The following is a 12,571-nucleotide window of genomic DNA, read 5'->3' as shown; positions in this document are numbered from 1 at the left end:
CGTCCGGAACCGGCCGTTGATCAACTCCGCGCTCGGCCGGCCGAGCGGGCCACCCGTTCAGTCGAGCGGGAACCCGGTGTAGGCCTCCGCGAGGTCCGTCTCGGCGGCCCGGTTGCCGGCGATGCGCTCCAATCGGGCCAGCTGGAGGCGGTCCTCGAAGGGCGTGGCGTCGGGGGCACGGTGCAGAAGGGTCGTCATGTCATAGGAGAAGCGCTCGGCCTGCCAGACCCGGCGCAGGCAGGTCGCGGAGTAGGCGTCCAGCAGCCGCTCCGAACCGGTCTCGCGCCGGTGGACCAGCGCCCGCGCGAAGGTGACGACGTCGCCGACGGCGAGGTTGAGGCCCTTGGCGCCGGTGGGCGGCACGATGTGGGCCGCGTCGCCGGCCAGGAAGAGGCGGCCGTGGCGCATGGGCTCGTGGACGTAGGAGCGCATCGGGGTGACGGACTTCTGGGTGATCGGGCCGCGTCGAAGCCGCCAGTCGTCGTCGGTCTCCAGACGGCGCTCCAGCTCGTCCCAGATCTCGTCGTCGCCCCAGCTGTCCGCGTCGGTGCCGGCGGGCACTTGTAGGTAGAGCCGGGAAACGGACAGGGAGCGCATCGACAGCAGGGCGAAGCCGCGGTCGTGGCGGGCGTAGACCAGTTCGTCGTGCGAGGGGGCGACGTCGGCGAGGATGCCGAGCCAGCCGAAGGGGTACGTCCGCTCGAAGGTGCGGGACAGCGCGGCGGGGACCGCCTTGCGGGCCACGCCCCAGAAGCCGTCGCAGCCGACGACGTAGTCGCACTCCAGGACCTCCTCGCGCCCCTCGTGGCGGAAGAGCACGCGTGGGTGGTCGCTGTCGGCGTCCTCCACGGCGAGCGCCTCGGCCTCGAACAGCAGCGGGCCGCCCTCCTTCAGCTGGAGCGCGATGAGGTCCTTGCACACCTCGGTCTGGGCGTAGACCATCACCGACTTCCCGCCGGTCAGGGCCGGGAAGTCGACGCGGTGGCGGCGCTTGGCGAACCGCAGCTCGATGCCGTCGTGGCGCAGCCCCTCACGGTCCATGCGTTCGGCGGCGCCGGCCGCGCGCAGCACGTCCACGGTGCCCTGCTCCAGGATCCCGGCGCGCTGGCGCTGTTCGACGTAGGCGCGGTCACGGCTCTCCAGGACGACCGAGTCGATGCCGGCGTTGTGGAGCAGCCGGGCCAGGACGAGGCCGGCCGGACCGGCGCCGATGATGCCGACGGTGGTGCGCATCGGGGCGTTCCCTTCGCGTGGGCGACACTGCCCATCATGCAGCGTGTTCGCCTGGTGAAATTTCCTTCACTACCTTCGGACGTGAGTCTGCGCCCGCCCCTGCCCGCTGTCAACGGGTCGCGCGCCAGGGCGAGGAGACGGGGATGTATCGGAAGGGGGTGCGGCCGACGGCCGCAGAGCGGATGTGCCCGGAGCCGGACTCGAACCGGCACGCCCGCGAAGGGGCAGCGAGGTTTAAGCTCGCCGTGTCTGCATTCCACCATCCGGGCAGGCCATGGGCTCCGCATCGAGACTCCGACCCTATCGGGGAACGCCCCTCGGACAGCGGCGGGTCGACCCGATGTTGTCTTATTTTATTGAGGTCTGAGGGAGCATCAGCCAACGGAACGCGCCGTCCGCACTTGCCAACAGCCTTGCGCGCGGTACTCGGGCGTGTACGCGGAATGACGGATTTTCACCGTCCGAACGAGGGTGCGCCACCTGTTCTTGACATCGCCGCCCGGCGCCGCGCTCTCAGGGACGGCCGTCATCCCCAGGTATGACGCGGTCGCTGAGGGTCCGACCGCAGTCGGCCCCGGGAACCGGAACAGCGGCTGACTCCAGGGCGTCGAGCCGCCGGAACGATGGAACACGTCCCCTTCAGCACCGTCGTTCCCGTGAGGAGTGCCTTCCCGTGACCACCACACCTGTCGCCGGCCGGACCAGTTCCGCCGTCGCCGCCCGCGCCACGGACCTGTCGAAGATCTACGGCCAGGGCGAGACCCAGGTGGTCGCCCTCGACCGGGTCTCGGTGGACTTCCACCAGGCCCAGTTCACCGCGATCATGGGTCCCTCGGGCTCCGGCAAGTCCACCCTGATGCACTGCGTCGCGGGCCTGGACACCTTCTCCTCGGGTTCCGTGCGCATCGGCGACACCGAGCTGGGCTCGCTGAAGGACAAGCAGCTGACCAAGCTGCGCCGGGACAAGATCGGCTTCATCTTCCAGGCGTTCAACCTGCTGCCGACGCTGACCGCGCTGGAGAACATCACGCTCCCGATGGACATCGCCGGCCGCAAGCCGGACAAGCAGTGGCTGGACGCGGTGATCGGGATGGTCGGCCTGTCGGGCCGGCTCGGCCACCGTCCCTCGCAGCTGTCCGGCGGCCAGCAGCAGCGCGTCGCCGTGGCCCGCGCGCTCGCCTCCAAGCCGGACATCATCTTCGGCGACGAGCCGACCGGAAACCTCGACTCCCGCTCCGGCGCCGAGGTGCTCGGCTTCCTGCGCAACTCCGTGCGCGAACTGGGCCAGACGGTGGTGATGGTCACCCACGACCCGGTCGCCGCCGCCTACGCGGACCGCGTCGTCTTCCTCGCCGACGGCCGCATCGTCGACGAGATGATCCGGCCCACGGCCGACGCCGTCCTGGACTTCATGAAGCAGTTCGACGCGAAGGGCCGCACCAGCTGATGTTCCGCACCGCGCTGCGCAACGTCCTCGCGCACAAGGCCCGCCTGCTGATGACCGTCCTCGCCGTGATGCTCGGCGTGGCGTTCGTCTCTGGCACTCTCGTCTTCACCAACACCATCTCCGACGCCTACCAGAAGAGCTCCGCCAAGGGCTTCGACCAGGTCGACGTCGCCGTACAGCCCCGCTCCAAGGCCGACACCGGAAACACCGTCGGCAAGGACCCGGAGCTGACCCAGGCGCTGCTGGACAAGAGCGCCAAGGTGCCCGGCGCGGCCTCCGCGATCGGCGTCGTCAACGGCTTCACCGCCATCGCCGACAAGGACGGCAAGCTCATCGGCGGCGGCTTCCGCTCCGAGGGCGGCAACTACTGGGGCGCCAAGGACCCGCGCTACCCGCTCGTGGAGGGCCGCGCGCCCACCGGCAAGGACCAGGTCCTCATCGACGCCCGGACCGCCGAGCGCGCCGGGTACGAGGTCGGCGACACCGTGCGCATCTCGGTGGACGGCCCGGTCCTGACCCCGACGATCACCGGCGTCTTCACCACCGACGACGGCAACGTCGCCGCCGGCGGCAGCCTCGCCCTGTTCGACACGGCGACCGCGCAGCGGCTGTTCGGCAAGGCGGGCACCTACGACGAGATCGACGTCGAGGCCGCACCCGGCACCTCGCAGGCCGCGCTCCGGGCGGCGCTGGATTCGGCGCTGCCCAAGGACGCCGTGGAGACCACCACCGGCAAGCAGCTCGCCGACGACCAGGCCCGGATGATCTCCGCGCAGATGGGCGGGCTCAAGCAGGCGCTGCTGGTGTTCGCCGGCATCGCCCTGTTCGTCGGCACCTTCATCATCGCCAACACCTTCACCATGCTGGTCGCCCAGCGCACCAAGGAGCTCGCGCTGCTGCGCGCGGTCGGCGCCTCCCGCCGGCAGGTCACCCGCTCGGTGCTGATCGAGGCGCTCGTCGTCGGCACGGTGGCCGGCGTCACCGGCCTGGCCGCGGGCGTCGGCATCGGCGCCGGACTGCGGTCCCTGATGGGCCTGCTGGACGCGACCGTCCCGGACGGCCCGCTGGTGGTCTCCCCCGGCACCGTCGCCACCGCGCTCGCCGTCGGCGTCCTGGTGACCATGCTGGCCGCGTGGCTGCCCGGCCGGCGCGCGGCGAAGATCCCGCCGGTGGCGGCGATGAGCAGCGTGCACGCCAGGGCGACCACCAAGTCGCTGGTGCTGCGCAACACCCTCGGCGCCCTGTTCGCCGGGGCCGGCGTGGCCGTGGTGCTCGCCGCCACCACGATGGACGCCGACGCCGCCCAGGCGCCCATGGGGCTCGGCGCGGTGCTGCTGATCGTCGGCGTGTTCGTGCTGACCCCGCTGCTGTCCCGCCCGCTGATCGCGGCGGCCGCCCCGCTGCTGCGCGCGTTCGGGGTGTCGGGCAAGCTCGCCCGGCAGAACTCGGTGCGCAACCCGCGCCGTACGGCCGCCACGGCCTCCGCGCTGATGATCGGCCTGACCCTGATCACCGGCCTGACGGTGATGGCGGGCAGCCTGCAGACCTCCATCGACAAGATGGCCTCGGCGGCGATCCGCGCCGACTACGTCGTCTCCATGGCGAACGGCAACGAGCTGTCCCCGGACGTGGAGAAGACGCTGCGCACGGCCGAGGGCGTCACCGACATCAGCCCCCTGCGCAACTCCCCCTCCCGCATCGACGGGCAGACGGAGTACCTGACCGGCGTCAACGGCGCCGCGATCGGCAGGCTCACCGACCTGAAGACCGACGAGGGCTCCTTCAGCGTCGGCGGCGACCGCGTGGTCGTCGACGAGGACACCGCCAAGTCCCACGGCTGGCACGCCGGTTCCGGATTCACCGTGCACTACGAGGACGGCAAGGCGCAGCGGCTGACGGTCGCCGGGGTGTACGAGGGCAACGACATGATCCGCGGGATCATGCTGGACACGGCCGCCCTCACCCCGCACCAGCCGGCCGGCTCCGGTGACATGCAGGTCATGGTGAAGACCTCCGACGGCGCCTCGGACCAGGCCAAGGACCGCCTGGTGAAGGCGCTGGGCGACAACCCGGCGATCAAGGTGCAGGACAAGAAGGACCTGTCCGACGAGATCGCGCAGATCTTCACGCTGATGCTGAACATGCTCTACGGCCTGCTCGGCATGGCGGTGATCGTCGCCGTGCTCGGGGTCATCAACACCCTGGCGATGAGCGTCTTCGAGCGTTCGCAGGAGATCGGCATGCTGCGCGCGATCGGCCTGGACCGCCGGAACATCAAGCGGATGGTCCGCCTGGAGTCCCTGGTGATCTCCCTGTTCGGCGGGGTGCTCGGCATCGGTCTGGGCGTGTTCTTCGGCTGGGCGGCCGGTGAGCTGCTGGGCACGAAGATGCCGACGTACGAACTGGTCCTGCCCTGGGGCCGGATGGCCTTGTTCCTGCTGCTGGCCGGCACGGTCGGTGTGCTGGCGGCCCTGTGGCCGGCCCGGCGGGCGGCCCGCCTGAACATGCTCCAGGCCATCAAGGCCGAGTAGCGGCCGCGACGGCCTCGGGCCCCGCTCCCCTCACGGGAGGAGCGGGGCCCGATGCGTGTCAGTTCCAGGTGCGGGCGCGCAGCGGCATCCCGGAGGCGCCGGAGAGCGGGGTGCGCACGGCGAGAACCTGGTTGACGCCGATCCGGTTGCGTTCGAAGGACAGCGCCGAGGCGGCCATGTACAGCCGCCACACCCTCGCCCGGCCCGGGCTGGTGAGCTTCACGGCACGCTCCCAGCCCGCCTCCAGGTTGGCCACCCAGCGGCGCAGGGTGTGGGCGTAGTGCTCGCGGATCGACTCCACGTCGCGCACCTCGAAGCCGGCCCGTTCCAGCATCGTGACGGTGGTGCCGACGGGCTGGAGCTCGCCGTCGGGGAAGACGTAGGCGTCGATGAACGCGTCGACGTCGTAGGCGGACTCGTCGCGCTGCGGGCGGCGGGCGATCTGGTGGTTGAGCAGCCGGCCGCCGGGCTTGAGCAGGGCGTACAGGTCCCGGGCGTACTCCAGGTAGCGTTCGGCGCCGACGTGCTCGGCCATGCCGATGGAGGAGACGGCGTCGTAGGGGCCGTCGTCGACGTCCCGGTAGTCCTGCACCCGGATCTCGACCTTGTCGGTCAGGCCCTCGTCGGCGGCGCGCTTGCGGGCGTAGGCGGCCTGCTCCTGGGAGAGGGTGATGCCGACGACGCGCACGCCGTGCTCGCGGGCGGCGTGGACCGCCATGGAGCCCCAGCCGCAGCCGACGTCCAGCAGCCGCTGACCGGGCTTCAGGGCCAGCTTGCGGCAGACCAGTTCGAGCTTGTCCCGCTGGGCGGTCTCCAACGTCGCGTCCGGGGCGGGCCAGTAGGCGCAGGAGTACACCATGGACGGGCCGAGGACGAGTTCGTAGAAGTCGTTGCCGACGTCGTAGTGGTGGCTGATGGCTCGTCTGTCGGTGCGGCGGGTGTGCAGATGGCCGCGGCGCCGGCGGACCTCCTCGGCGGGCGGGGCGGGCGGCAGCGGCGGCCCGGCGAGCTTGACCAGGCCGCGCACGGCGGCGCGTACGGACGGGTCGCGCAGGGCCTCGCGGAGGGTTCTGGCGTCCTCGCCGCGCTCCCAGATGAGCCCGGCGAGCAGGTCGAGCGCGGTGTACAGGTCGCCCTCGATGTCCAGGTCGCCGGCCACCCAGGCGCGGGCCAGTCCCAGCTCGCCCGGCTTGAACAGCAGGCGGCGCAGGGCGCGACGGTTGTGCACGACCAGCGCGGGGGCGCCGGGCGGGCCCGCCTGTGAGCCGTCCCAGGCGCGGATACGGACGGGGAGCGGGGCTCCCAGCAACTGCTCGAACAGGCGCGTGAGCCGCAGGGCGGCGTCGGCCATGGTGCAACACCTCCGTGACCAGTCATCCCGGATGTCCGTCTTCACGTAAACACCTGCCGGGCCCGGCCGCAGTCCCCCACGCGCGTCATGTCTGTGCAAACCCTCGGTCGGCGCTCCTCGACGAGCGTGCCGACGACCGCGCCGAGGCGTCGGCTTCTCCTGTGACACGCCGAAGGGGCCGCCCGCACCACGGATGGCGGGCGGCCCCTTCGGGCTGTCAGGAGCTGACCTCGGGGGTCAGGAGGCCTTGGCCTTCTCCTCGGTCTTCACGGCGGCCGGGGCGGGAGCCGGGGCCGGCTTGGCGGCCTCGTAGAACTCCTCGCGCGGGGACTCCAGCGCGCCGAGGGAGACGACCTCACGCTTGAGGAACATGCCGAGCGTCCAGTCGGCGAAGACCCGGATCTTGCGGTTCCAGGTCGGCATGGCCAGACCGTGGTAGCCACGGTGCATGTACCAGGCGAGACGTCCCTTGAGCTTGATCTTCATCTTGCCCATGACGATCATCGCGACGCCCTTGTGCAGGCCGAGGCCCGCCACCGCGCCCTTGTTGGCGTGGCTGTACTCCTTCTGCGGGAAGCCCCGCAGGCCGGACAGGACGTTGTCGCCGAGCACCTTGGCCTGGCGCAGCGCGTGCTGGGCGTTGGGCGGGCACCAGGCGTTCTCGTTGCCCGCCTTGCGGCCGACCAGGTCCGGGACCTGGGCGTTGTCGCCGGCGGCCCAGATGTAGTCGGTGCCCTTGACCTGGAGCGTCGGCTCGCAGTCGACGTGGCCGCGCGGGCCCAGCGGCAGGCCGTAGCGGGAGAGCACCGGGTTGGGCTTGACGCCGGCGGTCCACACGATCGTGTTGGAGTCGACCTCAAGGCCGTTCTTCAGCACCACGTGGCCGTCGACGCAGGAGTCCATGGAGGTGGACAGGTAGACCTCGACGCCGCGGGACTCCAGGTGCTCCTTGCCGTACTGGCCGAGCTTCGGGCCCACCTCGGGGAGGATCTTGTCGGCGGCGTCGACGAGGATGAACCGCATGTCCTCGCGCGACACGTTGTTGTAGTACTTGGCCGCGTCCCGGGCCATGTCCTCGACCTCGCCGACGGTCTCGGCGCCGGCGAAGCCACCGCCGACGAAGACGAAGGTGAGCGCCTTGCGGCGGATCTCCTCGTCCGTCGTGGAGTCGGCCTTGTCGAGCTGCTCCAGCACGTGGTTGCGCAGGCCGATGGCCTCCTCGATGCCCTTCATACCGATGCCCTGCTCGGCGAGGCCGGGGATCGGGAAGGTGCGGGAGACCGCGCCGAGCGCGACGACCAGGTAGTCGAAGGGCAGCTCGTACGCCTCGCCGACCAGCGGGGCGATCGTGGCGACCTTGCGGTCCTGGTCGATGGTGGTGACCCGGCCGGTGAGGACCTCCGCCTTGGGGAGCACGCGTCGCAGCGGGACGACGACGTGCCGCGGGGAGATGCTGCCGGCGGCGGTTTCGGGCAGGAAGGGCTGGTAGGTCATGTACGACCGGGGGTCGACGACCGTGACGGTCGCCTCGCCGTAACGCATCTTCTTCAGGATGCGCCGAGCTGCGTACAGGCCTACGTACCCGCCGCCTACTACGAGGATCCTGGGACGCTCCGTGGTGCTCATGCCATCGAGTATCCACCCGGTTGGAGGGGGTGGCTCGTGCGCCCCTTCACAAGGTTCGACGGTGCCTGTGCTACACTCCGCGGCCCGCGTGACGCAGATCATGGCGGGCGACGGGAACCGTTGTCCGGTACGGCCCGTTGTCAATGCCGCGTGAGCTGCCTCTCTGGGCACCGGACGGCACCGTGAGCGGTCCGAAACGCACGACCGGGCGCGTGATCCGAAGGTGCGCCGGACACCCCTTCTGAACATGTTCAAAGGCCAGTTCGGCCCCCCGAGGGGTGATCCGAAGGCATTCAGGGGGCCTGCGGGACGGAATTCCTTGTGAAGAACTTCACGAACTTTCCCGGCAGGGTGTCATCCGGCCGTCCGAAAGGCCCGCTCAACCGTGGCCGGAGGCGCTCAGCGGAGGACGCTGACCAGGTCGGATCGCGCTGCGCGGGCCGGTTCCCCGCGCCCCCTTCGAGGCGCGGGTGGCCGGTTCCCGACGCCGTGCCGGCAGGGGCGGAACGAACCAATGACCTCAAAGGCCACGTTCTCTTCGTCAGCGCCCCTCAGGGCACTTCAGTGCACCGGAGTCACGCCACGGACCAGGCGATGCCGTCCAGGATGTCGTGTTCGCTGACCACGACCTCCTCCGCGCCGATCCGGTCCATGATCGACAGCAGCACCAGGGAGCCCGCCGCGATCACGTCGACCCGTCCCGGATGCATGGACGGCACGGCCGCGCGCTCGGCGTGCGTGGAGTGCAGCAGCCACTCGGTGATCTCGCGGACCCGCTCGCGGGAGATCCGGGAGTGGTGGATGCGGGCCGAGTCGTACTCCGGCAGCTCCTGGGCGATGGCCGACACGGTCGTCACCGACCCGGCGAGCCCGACCAGCGTGCGCGCCTGACGCAGCGGCACCGACTGCTCGGCCAGGTCGAGGGCGGCCTCGATGTCGGCGCGCATCGCCGCGATCTGCTCCTCGGTGGGCGGGTCGGTGACCGCGCCGCCGGCCACCAGGTGCCGCTCGGTCATCCGCACACAGCCGACGTCCACCGAACGGGCCGCGCGCACATGCTCCTCGCCGACCACGAACTCGGTCGAGCCGCCGCCGATGTCGACGACCAGGAAGGGCCGCGGCAGGTGCTCGTGCTCGGCCAGCTCCCGGGTCGCCCCGGTGAAGGAGAACTCGGCCTCCTGGTCACCGGTGATGACCTCGGGCTCCACGCCGAGGATGTCCAGCACGCCGCGCACGAACTCGTCCCGGTTCTCCGCGTCCCGGGAGGCGGAGGTGGCCACGAAGCGCAGCCGCTCGGCGCCGTGCGCCTTGATGATCTCCGCGTACTCCCGGCAGGCGGCGAAGGTGCGCTCCAGCGCCTCCGGGGCCAGCCGGCCCGTGCGGTCGACGCCCTGGCCGAGCCGCACGATCGTCATACGGCGGTCCAGGTCGACCAGTTCGCCCGTCTTCGGGTCGCAGTCGGCGACCAGCAGACGGATGGAGTTCGTACCGCAGTCGATGGCGGCGACACGGGTCACTGGGCGTCCTCCTCGGTCTTCGTGCCGTCCTGGGCCGGGGTCACGCAGGGCCCCTTGCGCCACCACTCGGGCAGCATCGCGATCGCCTCGTCGCCGAGCGGGTTGACGCCCGGCCCGGCGGCCAGCGAGTGGGCGACCAGCACGTGCAGGCACTTCACCCGGTCCGGCATGCCGCCGGCGCTCGGGAAGCCGGTCAGCTCCTCGATCTCGTCCCGGCGCCGGATGTAGTCCTCGTGCGCGGCGCGGTAGGCGGCGGCCAGCTCCGGGTCGGTGCCCAGCCGCTCGGTCATCTCCTTCATCACGCCCTCGGCCTCCAGCGTGCCGATCGCGGAGTTCGCACGCGGGCAGGTCAGGTAGTACAGCGTGGGGAAGGGCGTGCCGTCCGGCAGCCGGGGCGCCGTCTCGACGACGTCCGGCTGCCCGCAGGGGCAGCGGTGGGCGATGGCGCGCAGCCCGCGCGGCGGCCGCCCGAGCTGCTGCCTGAAGGCCTCGACGTCCGCGTCGGTGGGCTCGGTGCGCGGGGTGGTCGGTGGGGGCGTTTCCACTACGAAGTTCTCTCTTGTCGAATCACTGGTCGGCGGCGTCGGCCTTGTCGACCCCGTCCCAGACGTTGGAGTACCAGGGGCGGTCCGCCGAGCCGGGTTCGGTGTGCGCCTGCCTGGCGGCGTCCGGGTCGATCACGACGTAACCGGTCTCCCCCGGCATCACATAGTGCAGCCGCTGCCGGATCTGCTGCTCGGCGTAGGCGTCGTCCTGCCAGCGCGCCTTGAGGTCGCGCAGCTGTTCCACGCGCTGCTGGGCCTGCTGCTTCTGCCGCTGGAGTTCGGCGATGTCGGCGCGCTGCGAGACGTACTGCCGCATCGGGTAGGCGAGCGCCACGATCAGGGAGCACACCACGAGGGCGAGCAGCGCGGCGCGGCCGGTGAGCCGGGAGCGGCGGGCCTGGCGCTTGGTCTGGGAACGGTAGACGCGGGCCGCCGTCTGCTCGCCGAGCAGCCGGATCCTGGTCGCCGTGGAGAAACGGTCCCGGTCCTTCACGGCCATGCCGGCCTCCCCTTTCACACGCGCGTACGTCCCCGGACACGGTACGGGACCGAGTACGGGGACGTACGTACGACTGGCTAAGCCTTACGCCAGGATGGGTCAGCCCTTGGCGACCGGCCCGCGGAAGCGCGGGAAGGCGCTGCGGCCGGCGTACACCGCGGCGTCGTCGAGGATCTCCTCGATGCGCAGCAGCTGGTTGTACTTGGCGACGCGCTCGGAGCGGGCCGGGGCGCCGGTCTTGATCTGGCCGCAGTTGGTGGCGACGGCCAGGTCGGCGATGGTGACGTCCTCGGTCTCGCCGGAGCGGTGGGACATCATGCACTTGTAGCCGTTGCGCTGGGCCAGCTCGACGGCGTCCAGGGTCTCGGTGAGCGAGCCGATCTGGTTGACCTTCACCAGCAGGGCGTTGGCGGCGCCCTCCTCGATACCGCGCTGCAGGCGCTCGGGGTTGGTGACGAACAGGTCGTCGCCGACGAGCTGGACCTTGTCACCGAGCTTGGCGGTGATGGTCTTCCAGCCCTCCCAGTCGTCCTCGAACAGCGGGTCCTCGATGGAGACCAGCGGGTACGCCTCGACCAGCTCGGCGTAGTACTCGGTCATCTCCTCGGCGGAGCGGTTCTTGCCCTCGAAGAGGTAGGAGCCGTCCTTGTAGAACTCGGACGCGGCCACGTCCAGGGCGAGCGCGATCTGCTCGCCGGGGGTGTAGCCGGCCTCCTTGATGGCTTCCAGGATGAGGTCGAGGGCCTCACGGTTGGAGCCGAGGTTCGGGGCGAAGCCGCCCTCGTCGCCCAGGCCGGTGGACAGGCCCTTGGACTTCAGGACCTTCTTCAGGGTGTGGTAGACCTCGGCACCCCAGCGCAGGGCCTCGGAGAAGGACTCCGCGCCGATCGGGGCGATCATGAACTCCTGGATGTCCACGTTGGAGTCGGCGTGCGAGCCGCCGTTCAGGATGTTCATCATCGGCACCGGGAGCAGGTGCGCGTTCGGGCCGCCCAGGTAGCGGAAGAGGGGGAGGTCGCTGGCCTCGGAGGCGGCGTGGGCGACGGCGAGCGAGACGCCGAGGATGGCGTTGGCGCCGAGGGAGCCCTTGTTGTCGGTGGCGTCCAGGTCGAACATGGCCTGGTCGATCAGGCGCTGCTCGGTGGCGTCGTAGCCGACCAGCTCCGGGCCGATCTGCTCGATGACGGCGAGAACGGCCTTCTCGACGCCCTTGCCGAGGTAGCGGTTCGAGTCGCCGTCGCGCAGCTCGATGGCCTCGAAGGCGCCGGTGGAGGCGCCGGACGGGACGGCGGCACGGCCGGTGCTGCCGTCGTCGAGGCCGACCTCGACCTCGACCGTGGGGTTGCCTCGGGAGTCCAGGATTTCCCGGGCTACGACGACGTCGATGGACGGCACGAGCATCTCCTTCGTGGATGTGACGCTGAAAGTGCGGGGCGTTGTGCCTTACGGCTATGCCTTGCGACTAGAGCCTAACCGCCCCCGGGCCATCGGCCAGCCGACCGACCGTCCCGTGGACAGACAGACGGTACCCATTGTTCCCCCCCGGAACAAAGGGGGCCCACCTTCCACCTGAACACCCGACCAACACCAGGCACGCCGAGCACAGCCAAACCCCGCCCCGACACGCACGGGGGAACGCGCACGGGGGCGGGGAGATTGTGCGGCCGGGGCACCGCGGACGGAGACGCCGGGGGCCGAAAGCGTCGGGGGCGAGGGCATCGGGGGCGAGGCACTGGGGGCGAGGGCGTCGGCGCCAGGGGCGGGGCGTCCAGGGCGGGAGCATCGGGGACGGAGGCGTCGGCGCCGGGGGGACGAAAGCGTC

At 70.9% G+C, this 12,571-nt stretch carries 9 protein-coding genes and 1 tRNA gene; 2 read left to right on the top strand and 8 right to left on the bottom strand.

Annotated features, from left to right (window positions below; all coding sequences use genetic code 11):
* Nucleotides 1-57 precede the first annotated feature (57 nt).
* Both C3489_RS22005 and C3489_RS22000 read right to left on the bottom strand, forming a co-directional pair.
* Nucleotides 58-1,233 (bottom strand): 4-hydroxybenzoate 3-monooxygenase, encoded by a 1,176-nt coding sequence (locus C3489_RS22005; protein ID WP_103783747.1) that lies wholly within the window; start codon nt 1,231-1,233, stop codon nt 58-60.
* A 185-nt stretch (nt 1,234-1,418) separates the two neighbouring features.
* Nucleotides 1,419-1,502: transfer RNA gene (locus tag C3489_RS22000), tRNA-Leu, on the bottom strand.
* 404 nt (nt 1,503-1,906) lie between these two features.
* Between C3489_RS22000 and C3489_RS21990 the strand changes: the two genes are divergently transcribed.
* Nucleotides 1,907-2,680 (top strand): ABC transporter ATP-binding protein, encoded by a 774-nt coding sequence (locus C3489_RS21990; RefSeq protein WP_103783745.1) that lies wholly within the window; start codon nt 1,907-1,909, stop codon nt 2,678-2,680.
* Nucleotides 2,680-5,211 (top strand): ABC transporter permease, encoded by a 2,532-nt coding sequence (locus C3489_RS21985; protein ID WP_103783744.1) that lies wholly within the window; start codon nt 2,680-2,682, stop codon nt 5,209-5,211. Before C3489_RS21990 ends, C3489_RS21985 begins: the two co-directional genes overlap by 1 nt.
* 58 nt (nt 5,212-5,269) lie before the next feature.
* Here the strand turns inward: C3489_RS21985 and C3489_RS21980 are convergent, their stop codons facing one another.
* From C3489_RS21980 to eno, 6 genes are all read right to left on the bottom strand, one after another.
* The gene (locus C3489_RS21980; RefSeq protein ID WP_103783743.1) at nt 5,270-6,562 is read right to left on the bottom strand and encodes a cyclopropane-fatty-acyl-phospholipid synthase family protein; all 1,293 of its coding nucleotides are present in this window, start codon (nt 6,560-6,562) and stop codon (nt 5,270-5,272) included.
* A 237-nt stretch (nt 6,563-6,799) separates the two neighbouring features.
* Complete coding sequence (locus C3489_RS21975) at nt 6,800-8,188, bottom strand: NAD(P)/FAD-dependent oxidoreductase (protein WP_103783742.1); 1,389 nt, start codon at nt 8,186-8,188, stop codon at nt 6,800-6,802.
* A 575-nt stretch (nt 8,189-8,763) separates the two neighbouring features.
* Entirely contained in the window at nt 8,764-9,705 is a 942-nt protein-coding gene (locus tag C3489_RS21970) for a Ppx/GppA phosphatase family protein (RefSeq protein WP_103783741.1), read from the bottom strand.
* Nucleotides 9,702-10,250 carry a DUF501 domain-containing protein gene (locus tag C3489_RS21965; RefSeq protein WP_103783740.1) on the bottom strand — a complete coding sequence of 183 codons (549 nt, stop codon included), beginning with the start codon at nt 10,248-10,250 and terminating at the stop codon, nt 9,702-9,704. The genes C3489_RS21970 and C3489_RS21965 overlap by 4 nt, the downstream gene beginning before the upstream one ends.
* A 22-nt stretch (nt 10,251-10,272) precedes the next feature.
* On the bottom strand, nt 10,273-10,749 hold the full coding sequence (locus C3489_RS21960; protein WP_103783739.1) for a septum formation initiator family protein: 477 nt from the start codon (nt 10,747-10,749) through the stop codon (nt 10,273-10,275).
* A gap of 99 nt (nt 10,750-10,848) precedes the next feature.
* Entirely contained in the window at nt 10,849-12,144 is a 1,296-nt protein-coding gene (gene eno, locus C3489_RS21955; protein WP_103783798.1) for a phosphopyruvate hydratase, read from the bottom strand.
* Nucleotides 12,145-12,571 lie beyond the last annotated feature (427 nt).

Source organism: Streptomyces sp. Ru71 (assembly GCF_002920535.1).
Classification (GTDB): Bacteria; Actinomycetota; Actinomycetes; order Streptomycetales; family Streptomycetaceae; genus Streptomyces.
Note: the sequence above shows the minus strand (reverse complement) of the source record. Positions and strands in the feature narration are given on the sequence as shown.

What these genes read in the sequence shown, in the direction of transcription:
- C3489_RS22005 (WP_103783747.1), bottom strand. Translation starts at nt 1,233, where the DNA reads ATGCGCACCACCGTCGGCATCATCGGCGCCGGTCCGGCCGGCCTCGTC.
- C3489_RS21985 (WP_103783744.1), top strand. Translation starts at nt 2,680, where the DNA reads ATGTTCCGCACCGCGCTGCGCAACGTCCTCGCGCACAAGGCCCGCCTG.
- C3489_RS21980 (WP_103783743.1), bottom strand. Translation starts at nt 6,562, where the DNA reads ATGGCCGACGCCGCCCTGCGGCTCACGCGCCTGTTCGAGCAGTTGCTG.
- C3489_RS21975 (WP_103783742.1), bottom strand. Translation starts at nt 8,188, where the DNA reads ATGAGCACCACGGAGCGTCCCAGGATCCTCGTAGTAGGCGGCGGGTAC.
- C3489_RS21960 (WP_103783739.1), bottom strand. Translation starts at nt 10,749, where the DNA reads ATGGCCGTGAAGGACCGGGACCGTTTCTCCACGGCGACCAGGATCCGG.